The organism is Bacillus sp. THAF10, assembly GCF_009363695.1.
Taxonomy (GTDB): domain Bacteria; phylum Bacillota; class Bacilli; order Bacillales; family Bacillaceae_I; genus Sutcliffiella_A.
In genome coordinates this window covers 2,658,678-2,676,767 of record NZ_CP045403.1, presented here as the reverse complement: position 1 = coordinate 2,676,767, position 18,090 = coordinate 2,658,678, and the positions used below count along the sequence as shown (strand labels likewise).

19 protein-coding genes are annotated in these 18,090 nt (G+C 38.9%); 18 read left to right on the top strand and 1 reads right to left on the bottom strand.

The features are described 5' to 3' along the window. The 11 genes from FIU87_RS14055 (at position 1) to FIU87_RS14005 (ending at position 12,455) form a co-directional block, all read left to right on the top strand. Positions 1-480: a DUF456 domain-containing protein gene (locus tag FIU87_RS14055; protein WP_152445172.1), complete on the top strand. Its 480-nt coding sequence runs from the start codon at positions 1-3 to the stop codon at positions 478-480. Between the two features lie 121 nt (positions 481-601). Beyond that, positions 602-1,561 carry a 6-phosphofructokinase gene (pfkA, locus tag FIU87_RS14050; protein ID WP_152445171.1) on the top strand — a complete coding sequence of 320 codons (960 nt, stop codon included), beginning with the start codon at positions 602-604 and terminating at the stop codon, positions 1,559-1,561. Between the two features lie 119 nt (positions 1,562-1,680). Beyond that, on the top strand, positions 1,681-2,289 hold the full coding sequence (locus FIU87_RS14045; RefSeq protein ID WP_152445170.1) for a superoxide dismutase: 609 nt from the start codon (positions 1,681-1,683) through the stop codon (positions 2,287-2,289). A 104-nt stretch (positions 2,290-2,393) separates the two neighbouring features. After that, positions 2,394-3,689: an MFS transporter gene (locus FIU87_RS14040; RefSeq protein ID WP_152445169.1), complete on the top strand. Its 1,296-nt coding sequence runs from the start codon at positions 2,394-2,396 to the stop codon at positions 3,687-3,689. A gap of 122 nt (positions 3,690-3,811) precedes the next feature. Beyond that, entirely contained in the window at positions 3,812-5,950 is a 2,139-nt protein-coding gene (locus tag FIU87_RS14035) for a peptidoglycan D,D-transpeptidase FtsI family protein (RefSeq protein WP_152445168.1), read from the top strand. Positions 5,951-6,334: 384 nt separating this feature from the next. Beyond that, positions 6,335-7,318, top strand: a complete 984-nt coding sequence (locus FIU87_RS14030; RefSeq protein WP_152445167.1) for a PstS family phosphate ABC transporter substrate-binding protein — start codon at positions 6,335-6,337, stop codon at positions 7,316-7,318. A gap of 120 nt (positions 7,319-7,438) precedes the next feature. Further along, on the top strand, positions 7,439-8,344 hold the full coding sequence (gene pstC, locus FIU87_RS14025; protein ID WP_152446578.1) for a phosphate ABC transporter permease subunit PstC: 906 nt from the start codon (positions 7,439-7,441) through the stop codon (positions 8,342-8,344). Between the two features lies 1 nt (position 8,345). Further along, positions 8,346-9,230, top strand: a complete 885-nt coding sequence (gene pstA / locus FIU87_RS14020) for a phosphate ABC transporter permease PstA (RefSeq protein WP_152445166.1) — start codon at positions 8,346-8,348, stop codon at positions 9,228-9,230. A gap of 20 nt (positions 9,231-9,250) precedes the next feature. Then, entirely contained in the window at positions 9,251-10,075 is an 825-nt protein-coding gene (pstB, locus tag FIU87_RS14015; RefSeq protein WP_253905425.1) for a phosphate ABC transporter ATP-binding protein PstB, read from the top strand. Between the two features lie 24 nt (positions 10,076-10,099). Continuing rightward, complete coding sequence (gene phoU, locus FIU87_RS14010; RefSeq protein ID WP_152445165.1) at positions 10,100-10,759, top strand: phosphate signaling complex protein PhoU; 660 nt, start codon at positions 10,100-10,102, stop codon at positions 10,757-10,759. Positions 10,760-11,000: 241 nt separating this feature from the next. Beyond that, on the top strand, positions 11,001-12,455 hold the full coding sequence (locus tag FIU87_RS14005) for a SulP family inorganic anion transporter (protein WP_152445164.1): 1,455 nt from the start codon (positions 11,001-11,003) through the stop codon (positions 12,453-12,455). Positions 12,456-12,650: 195 nt separating this feature from the next. Here FIU87_RS14005 and FIU87_RS21075 read toward each other — a convergent pair whose 3' ends face one another. Next, positions 12,651-12,803 carry a hypothetical protein gene (locus FIU87_RS21075; RefSeq protein ID WP_172971064.1) on the bottom strand — a complete coding sequence of 51 codons (153 nt, stop codon included), beginning with the start codon at positions 12,801-12,803 and terminating at the stop codon, positions 12,651-12,653. A 206-nt stretch (positions 12,804-13,009) separates the two neighbouring features. Here FIU87_RS21075 and FIU87_RS14000 point away from each other — a divergent pair, with 206 nt between their 5' ends. From FIU87_RS14000 to FIU87_RS21430, 7 genes are all read left to right on the top strand, one after another. Next, complete coding sequence (locus FIU87_RS14000; protein ID WP_152445163.1) at positions 13,010-13,351, top strand: ArsR/SmtB family transcription factor; 342 nt, start codon at positions 13,010-13,012, stop codon at positions 13,349-13,351. A gap of 12 nt (positions 13,352-13,363) precedes the next feature. After that, positions 13,364-14,662, top strand: a complete 1,299-nt coding sequence (locus tag FIU87_RS13995; protein WP_152445162.1) for an arsenic transporter — start codon at positions 13,364-13,366, stop codon at positions 14,660-14,662. A gap of 36 nt (positions 14,663-14,698) precedes the next feature. After that, complete coding sequence (gene arsC / locus FIU87_RS13990) at positions 14,699-15,118, top strand: arsenate reductase (thioredoxin) (protein WP_152445161.1); 420 nt, start codon at positions 14,699-14,701, stop codon at positions 15,116-15,118. A 60-nt stretch (positions 15,119-15,178) separates the two neighbouring features. Then, on the top strand, positions 15,179-15,547 hold the full coding sequence (gene arsD, locus FIU87_RS13985) for an arsenite efflux transporter metallochaperone ArsD (RefSeq protein WP_152445160.1): 369 nt from the start codon (positions 15,179-15,181) through the stop codon (positions 15,545-15,547). A 13-nt stretch (positions 15,548-15,560) separates the two neighbouring features. Further along, positions 15,561-17,303 (top strand): arsenical pump-driving ATPase, encoded by a 1,743-nt coding sequence (gene arsA / locus FIU87_RS13980; protein WP_152445159.1) that lies wholly within the window; start codon positions 15,561-15,563, stop codon positions 17,301-17,303. Between the two features lie 12 nt (positions 17,304-17,315). Beyond that, positions 17,316-17,744 carry a protein-tyrosine phosphatase family protein gene (locus FIU87_RS13975; protein WP_152445158.1) on the top strand — a complete coding sequence of 143 codons (429 nt, stop codon included), beginning with the start codon at positions 17,316-17,318 and terminating at the stop codon, positions 17,742-17,744. A gap of 138 nt (positions 17,745-17,882) precedes the next feature. Then, complete coding sequence (locus FIU87_RS21430) at positions 17,883-18,056, top strand: hypothetical protein (RefSeq protein ID WP_253905424.1); 174 nt, start codon at positions 17,883-17,885, stop codon at positions 18,054-18,056. Positions 18,057-18,090 lie beyond the last annotated feature (34 nt).

Here is an 18,090-nt window from a genome sequence, read left to right as displayed (position 1 = left end):
ATGGACATTCTGTATTGGGTTATCATTATCGCACTTTTTGTCATTTCCTTTATTGGACTAGTGTATCCGATTATCCCTAGTGTTTTGTTTCTTGTTGGTGGGTTTATTCTTTATGGTATCTTTTTTTCTTTTGAAGAATTAACCTGGCTGTTTTGGGTGATTACCGCACTATTTGTCATCCTTCTTTTTGTTGCTGATTATTTTTCCAATGTATTAGGAGTGAAAAAATTTGGAGGCAGTAAAGCTTCAATTTGGGGAAGTACCATTGGGCTTTTAATTGGTCCGTTTGTTATTCCGGTAGCAGGAATCATTCTTGGTCCTTTCATTGGAGCAGTGATAGGAGAGCTGTTGGTTCGAAAGAATAGTGTAAAACTGGCGTTAAAAGCAGGTGTTGGTTCTGTTGTAGGTTTGTTTAGCTCTGCGCTTGTAAAAGGAATTATCCAAGTCATCATGATTATTGTCTTTCTTTTCTTCATATAACTTTCATTACTTAGTTGTATAAATCCTTCATGGATTAATCCAATAAGGATATACTAGAATTGTTTAAAAGTAACAGGTTTGTGCAATAGCAAAGGTAGACAGGGAAAAAGGAGTGAAGGTTTTGAAGAAGATCGGAGTTTTAACAAGTGGCGGGGATTCACCTGGTATGAATGCTGCTGTAAGAGCAGTTGTTAGAAAAGCAATTTATCATAACCTACAAGTGTATGGAATTTATCAGGGCTATGCTGGGTTGATGGCTGGCAACATAAAAAAGCTTGAACTCGGTTCAGTGGGTGACATCATTCATCGAGGCGGAACCATGCTGTATACAGCTAGAAGTGAAGAATTTAAAACCCTAGAAGGACAACAAAAAGGGATCGAACAATTGAATAGGCATGGAATAGAAGGGCTTGTAGTAGTTGGAGGGGATGGATCTTACCGTGGGGCACAAAAGTTGACTCAACACGGCTTTCCTTGCATCGGTCTTCCTGGAACGATTGATAACGATATTCCAGGAACAGATTACACAATAGGGTTTAATACCGCACTGCACACGGTGATTGATGCTATTGATAAGATCAGAGATACCGCAACCTCACATGAAAGAACGTTTATCATTGAAGTGATGGGACGCCACGCTGGTGATATTGCACTTTGGGCAGGTCTAGCAGGAGGAGCAGAAACCATCATCATTCCTGAAATTGACTTTAAGCTAGAAGACGTAGTAGGAAGAATTAAAAGTGGGCAAAAACGTGGAAAGAAACATACCATTATTGTTCTTGCAGAGGGAGTAAGTAATGGAATGGATTTTGCCAAATTGATTGAAAAGGAAACAAATCTTGATACTCGTGTGTCTGTACTAGGCCATATTCAAAGAGGCGGAACACCAACTGCTTTTGACAGAGTACTTGCAAGCAGAATGGGTGGTCATGCCGTAGAGTTATTAATGAACGGAAAAGCAGGTCGAGCGGTGGGAATGGAAAAAAATCAACTTGTTGACTATTCCTTTGATGAAGTGTTTGCAATGCCCCACCATATCGATGAAAGCATGTATCGTTTATCTCAGGAATTATCAATATAAATCATTCATGCAGATTTATTGAAAGATTGTGCAAGTTTTGGTAATCTGAAAATACAGGTCATTAGAACGATGTTTCTTATGATTCTGAAACTTACATAACAAATTAGGAGGAGTTAATTATGGCATACGAATTACCACAATTACCTTATGCTTATGATGCATTAGAGCCTCACATTGACAAAGAAACAATGAACATTCATCACACTAAGCACCATAACACATATGTTACTGGAATCAACGCGGCGTTAGAAGGTCATACAGATCTTCAAGGCAAAAGTGTGGAAGAGTTAATCTCTAACATGGATGCAGTTCCTGAGAGCATCAAAACTCCAGTACGTAACCACGGTGGTGGCCATGCGAACCATAGCTTGTTCTGGAACATCCTAACTCCTGGTGGTGCATCTGCTCCAACTGGAGAACTAGCGGACGCTATTACAAGCAAATTTGGTAGCTATGACAACTTCAAAGAAGAGTTCTCTAAAGCAGCTGCTACTCGTTTTGGTTCTGGTTGGGCTTGGTTAGTGGTAAACAATGGTGAGCTTGAAATTATGAGCACTCCAAACCAAGACAATCCATTAATGGAAGGCAAAACGCCAGTTCTAGGTCTTGACGTTTGGGAGCATGCTTACTACCTAAATTATCAAAACCGCCGTCCTGATTACATCAACGCATTTTACAATGTTGTAAACTGGGATGTTGTTGGCAAGCTTTATAACGAAGCAAAATAATAATGGTAAAAAACTCTCGTCTTTAATGGCGAGGGTTTTTTCTTTTTTTACATAACTCTCGCTCCTAAAAGCCACAATAAACGTAGATAAAGGAGCGGGGTCATATGGCAGCACTTAAAAAACTTATTGGTGATGTGGAAGTAAATAAAGACCTGCTGTTACTCTTAATTATCGGTGGACTTTACTCCCTTAGCATCGCCTTATCCAATACCTTTGTAAATGTTTATTTATGGAAGCAATCAGGAGAATTTAGCGACTTGGGACTTTACAACCTAGCCATTGTTGTGTTCCAGCCGTTAACCTTCATCCTCGCAGGCAGATGGGCCAAAAAAATTGATCGAGTAATTGTGCTACGACTGGGAGTCATCTTCTTAGCACTTTTTTATTTGTTTGTTTTGTTTATAGGAGAGCAGGCTTCTACCTACTTATTGGTCCTTGGCGCCATACTTGGGATAGGGTATGGCTTTTATTGGCTAGCGTTTAATGTGTTAACATTTGAAATTACGGAGCCTGAAACAAGGGACTTCTTTAATGGATTTTTAGGGATTGTGACTTCTGTTGGAGGAATGATTGGCCCAATAGCAGCTGGCTATATTATTTCTACTTTAGAACAGTTCACAGGATATACCGTTATCTTTACGATTTCTCTTGGGCTGTTTTTTGCAGCTGTCGTCTTGAGTTTATTTTTGAAAAGACGTGGGGCTGAAGGTAATTATGAGTTAAAACGAATTTTTATGGAAAGAAAAAACAACCTTAACTGGCGTTACATCACCGATGCTCACTTTTTTCAAGGTTTAAGGGAAGGAACATTTCTTTTTGCTGTATCGGTGCTCGTGTTTATTACCACTAATAGTGAGCTTGCGCTTGGGACTTTTGGACTGTTGAATTCTGCAGTAGCCTTCGTTTGTTATTACCTGGCAACAAGGTTGATAAAAAAGCAATATCGAAAGAAAGCGATTTTGGCTGGAGGGTTAATTCTTTATGGTGCTATCTTCTTTTTGATTTTTGACTTAACCTATACAAAGCTACTTTTATACGCAGTAACGATTGCCATTGCTTACCCGCTGTTACTTGTTCCTTATATATCCTTGACTTATGACGTGATAGGAAGAGGTTGGAAGGCAGCGGAAATGAGAATAGAATATATTGTCGTCAGAGAGGTTTTCTTGAATTTCGGGAGAATATCTTCCATATGCCTTTTCTTAATCGCGGTTCTATTCTTCGATTCCGAAAAAAGTATTCCCATTCTCATGTGTATCATTGGAGCAGGGCATGCATTAATTTATCCGTTTGTGAGAAAAGTCGACTTAGATGCAACTCCAACTCCTTCTCCTTCTAGGGAGGAACCTCATCCAATTGTGACAACTTTTCGAGATGGAGAAGGGGAATCCAAACCTTAATCTATTTATCAATAGATATTTTTCGATTTTTCTTATACAATAAAGGAAGACACAGACACCTAACATATTCTACTTAGGTGTCTCTTCCTTTTTTGGAAATACATGATGAAAAGGTGTAGGGAATGACCAATCAGAAACAAAAAAAGAAGAAAAAGAATTATGTCCCGTCGCGATTGAACTTATTATTTTTTGCCGTCTTCCTTCTTTTCTCCGCATTAATTCTCCGTTTAGGATTTGTGCAAATTGTCTTTGGTGAGGATTACCGCAAAGAAGTGGACAGAACAGAAAATGTCACGGTAAACACGCTTGTGCCAAGAGGGAAGATTTTCGATCGAAATCACAATGTAGTAGTGGATAATACCCCTTTAAATGCAATTACATATACAAGAATGCAATCTACTTCTGCACAAGAACAGCTAGAAGTCGCTAAAAAGCTTTCTGAAGTAATTACAATGGACACAGAAAAGATTCAAGAACGTGATAAAAAAGATTATTGGATATTAACTAGAAAAGAAGAAGCAGCAGCTCTTATCACAAAGGAAGATCGTAAAAAAGTAGCCGATGGAGACATAGAAGAAAGTGAGCTTTATCAATTACAACTCGACAGAATTACGGAGAAACACTTAAATGAAATCACAAAAGAGGAATTAGAGGTACTGGCTATTTTCAGGGAATTTAATAAAGGCTATTCTCTTACTCCGCAAATTGTAAAGAATGAAAACGTAACAGCGAAGGAATTCGCCATGGTAAGTGAAATGCTATCAGAACTACCAGGTGTGGATATAACCACAGATTTTGTAAGGTCATATCAATTTGATAGTACCCTTGGTTCTGTGTTTGGAAAAGTTTCTACATCTGAAACTGGAATTCCAAGAGAACGTGAAGATGAATTTTTAGCAAGAGGATATAGTCGAAACGATCGTGTAGGAATTAGTCAGATTGAAGCACAGTACGAAAATGTGCTTCAAGGACAAAAGGCGAGAGTTCGCAATATCACAGATACAGCAGGTAACCTATTAAGGCAGGAAAAGGTCTTTGACGGTCAGCGAGGCAAGGATTTAGTATTATCAGTTGATATGGAATTTCAACAAAAAGTAGAAGAGATATTAATTGATGCTATTTACCAAACTAGAGCGGAGCAAGGTGCAAAGGCTAGATTTTTAACAAGAGCATTTGTAGTAGTGATGAATCCACAAACCGGCGAAGTTCTTTCCTTGGCGGGTAAGCAATTAGTAAAAGATGAAGAAGATGGCCAACTGAAAATGTATGACCATGCGTTAGGTGCTATTCAAGAAGCTTACGAACCAGGATCAACGGTGAAGGGTGCTACGGTATTGTCGGGTTATCAGCACGGAGTAATTTCACCGGGAAGTTATTTTTATGATACCCCTCTTTATTTAGGAAGAGGAGACGATGCTTTAAGGAAAGCATCCTATACAAATATGGGCAGTATTCCAGATCTAACGGCACTTGAAAGGTCCTCAAACGTGTATATGTTCCGAATTGCAATGGCAATTGCAGGTGCTAATTATCAACCAAGGCAACCGTTGTACATTCCACCTGATGCGTATGATACGTTCAGAGGTTACCTAGCACAATTTGGTCTTGGAGTGGAAACTGGAATTGATTTACCGAGAGAATCTTCTGGTGTTCAAGGTTCTGAAAAAAGCTTACCTGGTCTTTTTCTCGACTTATCCATTGGACAGTACGATACCTATACCACTTTACAACTTGCTCAATATGTTTCTACTATTGCAAATGGTGGCTACCGAATGAAACCGCAGCTTGTTAGAGAAATTAGAGAGCCAAGCAATGAAGAAGGGTTAGGAAAAATGGTGAAACCTTTTCAACCAGAAGTTCTTAACCGAATCGCAATGACAGATGCACAAATTAAACATGTTCAAGAAGGGTTCAAACGGGTATATCATGGTACGAGAGGTACGGCGAGTAGTTCAAAGGCAAAGGAATATAAGCCTGCTGGAAAATCCGGTACAGCAGAAGCCCGTATTTCTGGAGTGGATACACTTAACTTTAACCTAGTAGGCTATGCTCCATATGATAATCCTGAAATTGCTTATGCAATTATGGTTCCTAATGCTTCTACTGACTTTAGCGTTACAGGTGGGGTGAGTACACGAATAGGCGATGCCCTAATGGAAGCGTACTTTGAACTGAAGGATAAAAGAGACAAAGGTCAACCGAAACTAGAAGACCAGAATACAGAAGAAGAAACAGATGAAACTGACGAAGATACCGATTAACAGAACTTCTAACCGAAAGCCAGCAACTAATTGGCTTTCGGTTTTTTTGATTGATTAGGAAATTATAAATAATATGTCTGTGGATATCTGGAACAAAAGTAGCAACGTCCAGCTCCATGCGCCAGCGACTAGCAAACTTCCCTCGCCTCCTTACGATAAGGCAACATCGAATCGCTTCCGCTCTTCGTGTTTTCTTTATCTCATACGGCTCAGTCCAGTTTGTACGTCGCAAAACGGGCGCATTGCGCATTTGTTCTTTTATTCGACATTTACAAAACCTTTACAATTGATTCATACGGAATTAACACACAGGTTATATTCTATAATTCGTAGGGCAAGATAAACAGAAACATCAAAAACAAAATCCTTAGGGGGAATTATGAAATGAAAAGCTTTAAACGTTTTTTATTACTAGCTATCGTAGCATCTCTTGCGGTTTTCGCTGCAGCATGTGGAAATGCTAACAACGGTGGTAACGAAGGATCTACAGAAGGTACTGCTGCTGAAGAAGGCAAAGAACTTGAAGGTAGTGTCGTTATTGATGGATCTGGAACAGTATTTCCATTCATGTCTCTAATGGCAGAGAAATACATGACGGAAGCACAAGAAGGTGTATCCGTAGAAGTGAGCCGTGCAGGTACTTCTGCAGGATTTAAGAAATTCTTAACAGAAAACGGAACAGATTTTAACAACGCTTCTCGTACGATTAAAGACGAGGAAAAAGCACAAGCGGAAGAGCTTGGCTTGGATGTTCACGAAATGAAGGTTGCTCTTGATGGTTTAACCATCGTTATAAATAAAGAAAATGACTGGGCTCAAGAATTAACAGAACAAGAAATCATTGATATCTTCTTAGCTGAAGGAAACAAGAAAAAATGGTCTGATGTACGTCCTGAATTTCCAGATGAGCCAATTAAAACTTATGGTCCAAACGAAAACCACGGAACATACGAATTCTTCTGGGAAAAGATTTTAGAAGAGAAAGACTTAGCGGATGGTATTAACTTACAACAAGAATACTCCACACTAGTTGATCTTGTTTCTAAAGATAAAAATGCAATTGGATTCTTTGGTTATGGTTACTATGCAAGCAACACAGATAAATTAACTGCTGTAAAGGTTGATTTTGGAAACGGACCTGTTGAACCTTCTCTAGATACAATTGCTGAAGATGGCGATTATGCTAATTTCACTCGTCCAGTATACACATACTTGAATAAGGCTATGGCAAAAGAAAAACCACAAGTTTTAGACTATGCCATCTACACAATGAATAATGCACAACAAGTAGCAAGTGAAACTGGGTTTGCTCCTTTAACAGATGAAGAAATTAAATCTGCAGTAGAAGAGCTTGAAGGATTAAAGTAAGACATATTAGAGGATGAGGAGCTTCGGGCTGCTCATCTTCTCTCTGTTTATAGTTTGGGTGTAGGATGAAAGGGGTTTTCAACTTTGGCTAATCAAAAGGCTAGCACAAGTGTAAGAGAGATGATTAAAAAAAATAAATCGACTCTTAACTCAAATAGACTTATTGAAGCACTTGTACCAAAATTTCTTTTAGTAATTGCAACAATATCAATATTTACAACCATTGGTATTGTTTTCACTTTGTTATTTGAAACAGTGGAATTCTTTAAAAGAATACCATTCCTTGACTTTTTTACAGGAACTACCTTAAAACCATTGGGTGAAAATGCTCAATTTGGGGTATTACCTTTATTAACGGGTACATTAATCTCTTCTATAATAGCGATGCTGGTTGCTATTCCAATTGGTTTGATGTCTGCTATTTATTTAAGTGAATATGCCTCAGATAAGGTTCGACGAGTATTAAAGCCAGTTTTAGAAGTTTTAGCAGGAATTCCGACGATTGTATATGGATTCTTCGCCTTTACTTTTGTTACACCAGTTCTACAAAAGATAATTCCTACTTTGGAACCTACTAATATCCTCAGTCCGGGAATAGTGATGGGAATTATGATTATTCCGATGGTTGCTTCTTTATCTGAAGATGCAATGAGTTCTGTTCCGAATTCCATGAGAGAAGGAGCATTAGCTCTTGGATCTACTAGATTAGAAGTAGCGTGGAAAGTAATCGTTCCTGCAGCTATGTCTGGAATCGTCGCTTCATTCGTTCTTGCTATTTCCCGTGCAATCGGGGAAACGATGATTGTCACGATTGCAAGTGGAAGTACAAAGAACTTTACGTTTGACGTTACACAATCGATGCAAACAATGACTGCTTACATTGTGGAAGTAACCGGGGGAGATGCACCAGCTGGTTCAACTTTATATTACAGCTTGTATGCTGTTGCGATGACATTATTTGTATTTACCTTAATTATGAACTTAATCGCTCAGTATATCTCTCGCAAGTATAGGGAGGAATATTAAGATGAAGTATGTTGATGCAGCACAAGTACAGAAGAAAATGAATTCAAGATTATCCATCAATAATGCTGCCAAATTCTTGTTCACAGCAGCAATATTAATTGGACTTGTTGTTCTAGTTATCTTATTCTACCGTGTTATTTCACAAAGTATGGGTTGGATTGATCTTCAATTTATTACAGGTAAATTATCAACAATGGCTGATCGAGCAGGAATTATGGGTGCCATTATGGGGACACTCTGGCTGATGCTAGTTGTGGCACCAATCACGTTGTTTCTTGGCGTTGGAACGGCAATCTATTTAGAAGAATACGCGAAGAAAGGTCGTCTGCAACGTTTCCTTCAAATGAATATTTCTAACCTTGCAGGTGTTCCTTCCATTGTATTTGGTATTTTAGGATTGACTATTTTCGTCAGAGCAGCTGGCCTTGGAAACATCGTTCTTGCGGGTGGTCTTACAATGGCTTTACTTGTATTACCAATAGTGGTAGTGGCAAGTCAAGAAGCGATTCGTTCCGTACCTGGATATTTGCGTGAAGCATCCTATGGAATGGGTGCAACAAAATGGCAAACAATAAAAAATATTGTCTTACCAGCATCAATACCAGGAATTTTAACAGGTGTGATTCTCGCGTTGTCTCGTGCTATCGGTGAAACAGCTCCACTTGTTGTTCTCGGAATTCCAGCATTGTTAATTCCACTACCAGATGGAATTTTTGATAAATTTACGGTATTACCTATGCAAATTTATTATTGGACAATTGACGCTGCTTTAGTTTCAGAATATGCGAATTTAGCAGCTGCTACGATTGTAGTTCTTCTATTGATTTTACTGATCATGAACTCAATCGCAGTTATTATCCGAAATAAATTTCAAAGAAGATTTTAATTCAAGAGGAGGAGTCATTTATGCAACCTTTAACAATTGAACGTAATCAGAAGAGCGATGCTTCTTCAACTAACACAACTCCAACAGATAAAAAGATTGTTTACAATACAAAAGATTTGAATTTATGGTACGGAGAAAATCTTGCGTTAAAAAACATTAATCTCCCTATTTATGAAAATGAAGTAACAGCCATAATTGGGCCATCCGGTTGCGGTAAGTCCACTTATATTAAAACGTTAAATCGAATGGTTGAGCTTGTACCAATCGTGAGAATTTCTGGAGAAATTTTATATAGAGACAAGAACATTCTATCTAAATCGTATAAGGTGGAAGAATTGCGTACCAATGTGGGAATGGTCTTCCAAAAGCCAAACCCATTTCCTAAGTCCATCTATGATAATATTGCTTACGGACCACGAATTCATGGTATCCGCAATAAGAAAGTTCTAGATGAAATTGTTGAAAAGAGTTTGCGTGGAGCAGCTATTTGGGATGAAGTAAAGGACCGCTTAAAAGAAAATGCGTATGGGCTTTCCGGCGGGCAACAGCAACGTATTTGTATTGCACGTTGCTTAGCGATTGAACCAGATGTCATTTTAATGGATGAACCAACATCTGCTCTTGATCCAATCTCCACGTTAAAAGTAGAAGAGCTTGTTCAGGAATTGAAGAAAGATTATAGCATTGTCATTGTAACTCACAACATGCAACAAGCTGCCCGTATTTCCGATCGTACTGCCTTCTTCTTAAATGGTGAGGTAGTAGAATACACAGCAACAGATAAACTGTTTTCTAACCCATCTGATAAACGAACAGAAGATTATATCACTGGTCGTTTCGGATAATAACCAATAGAGAGGAAGAGTAGGGTGGTAGCACGTCAATTTCATGTAGACTTGGAAACATTAAGAGATAAATTACTTGAGCTTGGAAGCTTAGCTGAAGTTGCAATGGGAAAATCAATTAATGCATTAACAAATAAAAATGTCGATTTAGCATTACAAATCATTGAGGAAGATAACAAAGCAGATCGTTTAGATGAAGAAATAAATGATTTTGCAATTCTCCTCATTGCTAAGCAACAGCCAGTTGCCATCGACCTTCGCAGAATTTTTGTTGCGATAAAAATTTCTACAGATGTAGAGCGTATTGCTGATTTTGCTGTGAACATTGCAAAGTCAACCATTCGAATTGGAAAAAATGCACAACCTTTAAAATCCATTGAGAAAATCGAAAAAATGCATAGTATCGCCACGGAGATGCTTTCGCTAGCATTAAAAGCTTATTACGATGAAGATATCGTATTAGCAAAAAAAGTTGCCGATATGGACGATCAGGTGGATGAACTTTACGGGCAAAATATCCGTGAGCTTCTGCAACTAACAAAAGATCACCCTGATATGATTCCAGAGATTACGCAGCTGAGCTTTATTTGTCGATACATTGAACGTATGGCTGATCACACGACAAACATCTCAGAAAATATTTTCTACCTTGTAAAAGGCAGTCACTATGAATTAAATGACTGATATTAAAGATATCCGGCCTAATGACTAGGTCGGATTTTTTTGTTTAATATTTGAAGAAGGTGCGAAAAAAGGCGAAAAACAAAGAAAGAAGAAGATAGAGAGAGATAAATGGTTTTGTTTCCGTTTTCAGAAAGATTTTCAGCTTCCATAATATATGTTATGATTCATCCTGTTGCAAACGGACCCGACTTTCTTGAGAGTAGAAAGTCACAAAACTAAATAACAGAGAAAGAGGTGTGCTATGAACGTAGCAAACTTAAAACAAGAATGGTTTGGGAATGTACGTGGAGACGTACTTTCAGGAATGACCGTTGCATTGGCTCTTATCCCTGAAGCAATTGCCTTTTCTATCATTGCAGGAGTAGATCCGATGGTTGGACTATACGCATCCTTTTGTATTGCGGTGATCATCGCTTTTACCGGTGGTAGACCAGGAATGATTTCAGCAGCTACAGGTGCAATGGCACTATTGATGGTAACACTTGTGGCAGATCATGGGTTAGAGTATCTTTTTGCTGCAACGGTACTTACAGGTATTATTCAAATTCTAATGGGTATGTTTAAGCTTGGGAAATATTTATCCTTTCTACCTCAAGCTGTCATCATTGGCTTTGTTAATGCTTTAGCTATTTTAATATTTATGGCTCAGCTGGAACAATTCGTTGGAGCTACTTGGGTAATGTATGCTTTTGTAGCAGCAACGCTTGCCATTATCTATATTCTTCCTCGTTTTACAAAAGCAATTCCTTCTGCACTATTTGCCATAATCGTCATTACGGCCATCGTCATTTTCGGTGGAGGTTATGGGCTTAATACGGTAGGAGATATGGGGGAAATTAAAAGAGCATTACCTGTATTTCATCTCCCAATGGTGGAGCTTTCTTGGGAAACGTTCATGATTATTTTGCCATATGCTTTCACACTTGCTATTGTTGGTAATCTTGAGTCATTACTAACGGCAACGATTGTTGATGAAATGACAGACACAAAGAGTAATAAAAACCGCGAAATGAAGGGCCAAGGAATCGCAAACGTAGTAACTGGATTCTTCGGTGGGATGGCTGGTTGTGCGATGATAGGGCAATCAGTAATTAACGTAAAATCTGGTGGACGAGGAAGACTTTCTGCATTAGTCGCAGGAACATTCCTATTGTTTTTAATCATGGTTTTAGGAGATGTTGTCGTTCAAATTCCGATGGCAGCGCTTGTTGGAGTAATGATTATGGTGTCCATCGGTACTTTTGACTGGCAGTCCTTGCGTGAACTTCATAAAACACCACGTGCAGATGCAGTTGTCATGATCGTAACAGTTGCCATTGTCGTTTACACTCATGACCTTGCAAAAGGTGTGGCAGCTGGAGTTGTCCTCAGTGCGCTTATCTTTGGATGGAAAATGGCCAAAATAAAAGCAACGATGACGTTGATTGATGAAAAAATGCATTACAAAATTAATGGACAAATGTTTTTTGGCACGATGAGTCACTTTGTAGATTTATTTGACTATAACCATGATCCAAAAGAAATTGTCATTGATTTCAGTAACTCTCATGTGTGGGATCAATCTGCTGTTACGGCAATTGCAAAAACAGTACAGAAATACCAAAGACTAGGGAAGAATGTAACTATTGTAGGTTTGAATGATGATAGCCAAGCACTTGTTAAAAGAATAGGTCTTACTGTCACGTCAGGCCATTAATTTAGAAAGCTTTTTCCAATCATTATGTAAAGAAAAAATGCCACATGTTTAAACTACCTCCACGAAAAAGAGCACGACACAAACGTTGATAGAGGTGTTTTAACTGTACGCAATAGCAACAAAGTTTGCGAATATAACCATTAGAAAAACGGAACCGATTGTCGGTTCCGTTTTTTTAAAATTTAACGAGTACTATCATGGGGTGTGATGAAATATAGAAAAGAATGCCGCTATAGATGCCAGCATGGATTTGGATTTTTTCACTTTCTGTTTAAAATCTGTTACTGCTTCTTCTTTTTCCACATGCAGGTTCTGAAAAGCTCGTCGTCTGTACTGATAATCCATCATAACACAGCATCACCTTTCTCACTCATATGATTTTGGAAGCGTTTTCAATATAATTATATCAATTGACTGATAACTTCGCAAATTTCCTTTACGAAAAATTTACGAAAGAATGCTTGCAAGTAAACATATAAGTGTTTTATTATATAAGCATATTATTATATAAGTAGTTGTTTATATGATTATCTTTTCCAAAGGTAGGTGCTGGTATGCAACAAATATTGAAGATGGACGAAGCGGCATTGACATTAAAAATTTTGGGTGACAAAACTAGATTGTCTATGCTAACGCTGTTACAAGATCATGATTGCTGTGTATGTGAGTTTGTCGAGATTTTTCAAATGAGTCAGCCCTCCATCAGCCAACATGTTAAAAAGCTAAAAGAAGTAGGGCTTGTAAAAGAATCACGAAAAGGGCAGTGGATTATGTATTCCATCAATACAGAGCATCCACACTATGCATTAATTACGGCTATTTTAATGCATGTTCCTTCACTAGATGAGAAGGTAAAGGAGCTTGAGGAAAAAGGACTTAGAATTACTTGTTGTTAAGGGGGTATTTTCTTGCTGGATATAATTTTGGCATCTGTGATTTTTTTACTTACATTAATATTTGTTATCTGGCAGCCTAAAGGATTGTCAATTGGATGGTCAGCTTGTGGAGGAGCGCTGCTAGCCTTACTTTTTGGAGTGGTTACTTATACGGATGTTATTGATGTGACAAGCATTGTGTGGAATGCAACTTTAACGTTTGTGGCATTGATTATAATATCCCTCATTTTGGATGAGGTAGGATTCTTTGAATGGTCAGCGTTACACATGGCACGTTTTGCAAAGGGAAGCGGCGTAAGAATGTTTATTTATATTACGCTGCTAGGAGCAGTAGTTGCTGCTTTCTTTGCTAATGATGGAGCGGCACTTATCTTGACACCAATCGTACTTGCCATGGTGAGGAATTTACAGTTCAAAGAAAAAATGATTTTGCCATTCATCATGGCAAGTGGATTTATCGCTGACACCACGTCGTTACCATTAGTAGTAAGTAACTTGGTGAACATCGTTTCTGCAGACTTTTTTGACATCGGGTTTGTTGAATATGCATCAAGGATGATTATTCCGAACTTCTTTGCACTAGGTGCCAGTATTGTGGTGCTTTACTTGTTTTTCCGTAAGAGCATCCCGGAAAATTATGATTTGTCAGTATTAAAAAAACCTGGTGAAGCGATAAAAGATGGAAAGCTGTTCAAGCTATCATGGGTTGTACTTGCCGTTCTTCTTGTAGGATATTTTGCCAGTGAATTTGCGGGCATTCCTGTTTCGTTCATTGCGGCTTCTGTTGCTGTTATCTTTCTTTTAATAAGCAGAAAAAGCCCGGCTATTCATACGAAACAGATTCTAAAAGGGGCACCATGGGCAATCGTATTCTTCTCCATTGGAATGTACGTGGTAGTGTATGGCCTGCGAAATGTAGGTTTGACAAATCTATTAACAGATGTCATCCAAATGGCAGCAGATGAAGGACTCTTTGTGGCAACCATATCCATGGGATTCATAGCCGCAGTTCTGTCGTCCTTCATGAATAATATGCCAACAGTCATGATTGATGCACTGGCAATTAAAGATACTGCTACTTCCGGAACACTTCGCGAAGCTTTGATTTATGCAAATGTCATAGGTTCAGACCTTGGTCCAAAAATTACACCTATAGGATCTCTAGCTACACTACTATGGTTACATGTATTAAGTCTTAAAGGTGTAAAAATAAGTTGGGGATACTATTTTAAGGTTGGTATCATTCTTACTATTCCCACCCTATTCATTACGCTATTAGGCCTGTATTTCTGGCTTTTAATAATAGGTTAAACATTAAAATACTACATCATAAAGGAGTTTTTCAACATGGCTAAAAAAACAATTTATTTCTTATGCACGGGGAATTCCTGCCGTAGCCAAATGGCAGAAGGCTGGGGGAAAAAATATTTAAGTGACGAATGGGATGTGTATTCAGCAGGAATTGAAGCACACGGAGTAAACCCAAATGCAGTAAAAGCTATGAATGAAGTGGATGTAGACATCACGAACCAAACTTCTGACATGATTGATGCAGAAATTTTGAAAAAAGCGGATCTAGTCGTAACTCTTTGCGGTCATGCTGCAGATGTTTGTCCAGCTACTCCTCCAAATAAAGAGAGAGTACATTGGGGGTTTGATGATCCAGCAAAAGCAGAAGGAACAGAAGAAGAGAAATGGAAGTTCTTCCAACGCGTGCGTGATGAAATCGGCGACAGAATTAAGATGTTTGCAGAGACTGGAAAATAATAAAAATAGCCGAGTGCATCATAACTCGGCTTTTTCCTATATTCGAAAGGAGATAGAACAATGGCAAAAATTGAAATTTTTGATCCTGCAATGTGTTGTGCAACAGGTGTGTGTGGACCTAGCGTAGATCCGGAATTAACAAGAGTGGCAAGTGCTATCTTTACCATTCAACAAAAAGGCTTGGAGATTACACGCTATAATTTAGGAGCTGAACCAGAGCCGTTTGTCACTTACGAAAAGGTGAATAATCTCTTAATGGAAAAAGGGCCAGATTGTCTTCCAATCGTACTTTGTGATGGTGAGGTGAAAAAAATAGCAGAGTATCCCACAAATAATGAGTTTGCAGAATGGACCGGGTTAAAAGAAGAAGAGCTTACGCATGAAAAACCGAAGAAAAAGCTGAATATCACGTTAAACACAATAAACTAGGAGGTCGGGCTTTATGCTCCCAATATTCCAACCATTAAAACATATACAAACACCTTATCTCTTCTTTACAGGAAAAGGTGGAGTAGGAAAAACTTCCACTGCGTGTGCCACTTCTATTGTTCTTGCAAACGAAGGAAAAAGAGTACTTATAGTGAGCACAGACCCTGCTTCTAACCTGCAGGATGTGTTTGAAACGGAATTGACGAATGAAATCGCCGAGGTGCCAGGTGTAAAAGGACTATTTGCATGTAATCTTGATCCTGACGAGGCGGCAAGAGACTACAGGGAAAAAGTAATTGGTCCTTATAAGGGTAAACTTCCTGAATCGGTATTAGCGACTATGGAGGAACAGCTATCTGGTGCCTGTTCGGTCGAAATTGCTGCCTTTGACCAATTTTCAACGTTACTAACGGAAAAAGAAATAACAGAACAATTTGACGTGATTATATTTGATACGGCTCCAACTGGACATACACTTAGACTGCTTTCTTTACCGAGCGCATGGAATAATTTTTTGGAAGAAAGCACGCATGGCGCTTCTTGCTTAGGACCACTTTCAGGACTTGGAGCCAAGAAGGAATTGTACGAGCAAACAGTAAAGGCATTATCTAATCCATTACAAACTCAATTGTTCCTTGTCACACGTCCTGATGAATCGCCAATATTGGAAGCAGCACGTGCCTCAAAAGAATTGAAAGCAATAGGTCTTCAAAATCAACAGCTGATTGTTAATGGTATATTGAAAGAATCGGTCAAAGGTGATGAAGTATCCATGAGCTTTTATGAGAAACAGCAACAAGCATGGAGCATGGCACGAAAAACTTTTGAAGATTTTCCCATAACGTACCTGCCTTATATTTCGTATTCCTTAACTGGCACCACCTCGTTAAAGGCTTGGTTAAATGGAAAAACGATACAAGTGGACAATCCTAATCAGGAAATCTCGGGATTACTTACAGAACTTGCTGACTTTGATCAAGTGGTAGCGGATGTTATGGAGCAAAATCTACGTGTAGTATTCACGATGGGCAAGGGTGGCGTAGGAAAGACAACACTTGCAGCTAAGCTAGCAATGAAACTTGCGGAAAAAGATGTGAAAGTCCATCTTACGACAACGGATCCAGCTGCTCATTTGGAGCATGCATTAAAGAATAGAACCTTAAAGCATCAGTTAACGGTCAGTAAAGTGGATCCTAAGAAAGAAGTGGAAGCGTATAAAAAGCATGTCTTAGAACAAGCTGGAGACGGGTTAAAGGAGGAACAACTTGCATACCTTGAGGAAGATTTAAACTCTCCTTGTACAGAAGAAATAGCTGTGTTTCAGAAATTCGCAAACATAGTGGGACAAGCAGACGAAGAAGTGGTGATTATTGATACTGCGCCAACTGGTCATACCTTGCTGTTGCTTGACGCTGCCCAGTCCTATCAAAAGGAATTGTTACGTTCTACTGGGGAGATTTCAAAAGAAGTGCAAAATCTTCTTCCTCGTCTTCGTAATGCGAAAGAAACAGCGGTCTTAATTGTTACTTTACCTGAGGCAACACCAGTATTAGAAGCCGAAAGGTTACATGCTGATCTAGAGCGTGCAGGCATAACGCCCCGTTGGTGGATTATTAATCAGAGTTTTGCTGTGACAAAAACGCAAGACAAAGTATTATCCGGTAGAGGAAAGCAGGAGCTAACATGGATACAAAGAGTAAAGGGTACAAAAGATAAATGCGCAATTCTACCGTGGGAAAATGAGAACCTTCTTTAAGGAGTGAAAAGCATGACAATGGAAAAAAACTATCAATTATTAATGGACAATGTCTATATTGGCGGTGCGAATCAAGTACAAGAAGCACACACAATGGAAGGATTAGATGTTATCATTGATTTGCGTGCCGAAACGGATATGGTGAAAGATAATCTCCCTAGGATCCATATGCCAATAGTGGATAATGCGGAACAACAGGAAGAATCTGTGAAAGCAGCCATTGAATACGTGATGAGGGCGAAACAGGATGGAAAGAAAGTATATTTCCATTGTTCCGGTGGCCGAAACAGAACAGGAACGGTCGCAATGGGTATGCTACTTCACTCAGGGAAGGCTAGTACTGTGGAGGAGGCAGAACAGCTTGTAACTTCCATTCGTCCGGTCATTAACGTGAAGCCTGAATTAAAAAATGTGCTACAAAAAATGTACAAAAAACACTAACATGAACAAGGTAGGTGATTCGTTGTGAAGATATCAAACGAAGCAAGAGACGTTCTCCATAGTGTCCTGCGTGAAAACGGGGCAAGCAATATACGGGTTTATTTTGCAGGCTGGGGCTGAGGAAGCCCACAATTAGGATTGTCTCTGGATGAGGCAAAAGCAGATGATAAAATGGAAACCATAAATGAAATAAAAGTGGCAATTGATTCGAAAATTGAAAGCATGACCACAGACCTTGTACTAGATGTTCAGGAAACCTCACAAGGAAAAGGCCTTGTGTTACTGGGTATGAAGGATAATGATTGTTGTTAAGGAAAAAAAGAGCATCCTCCCGTTTAGTGGAGAT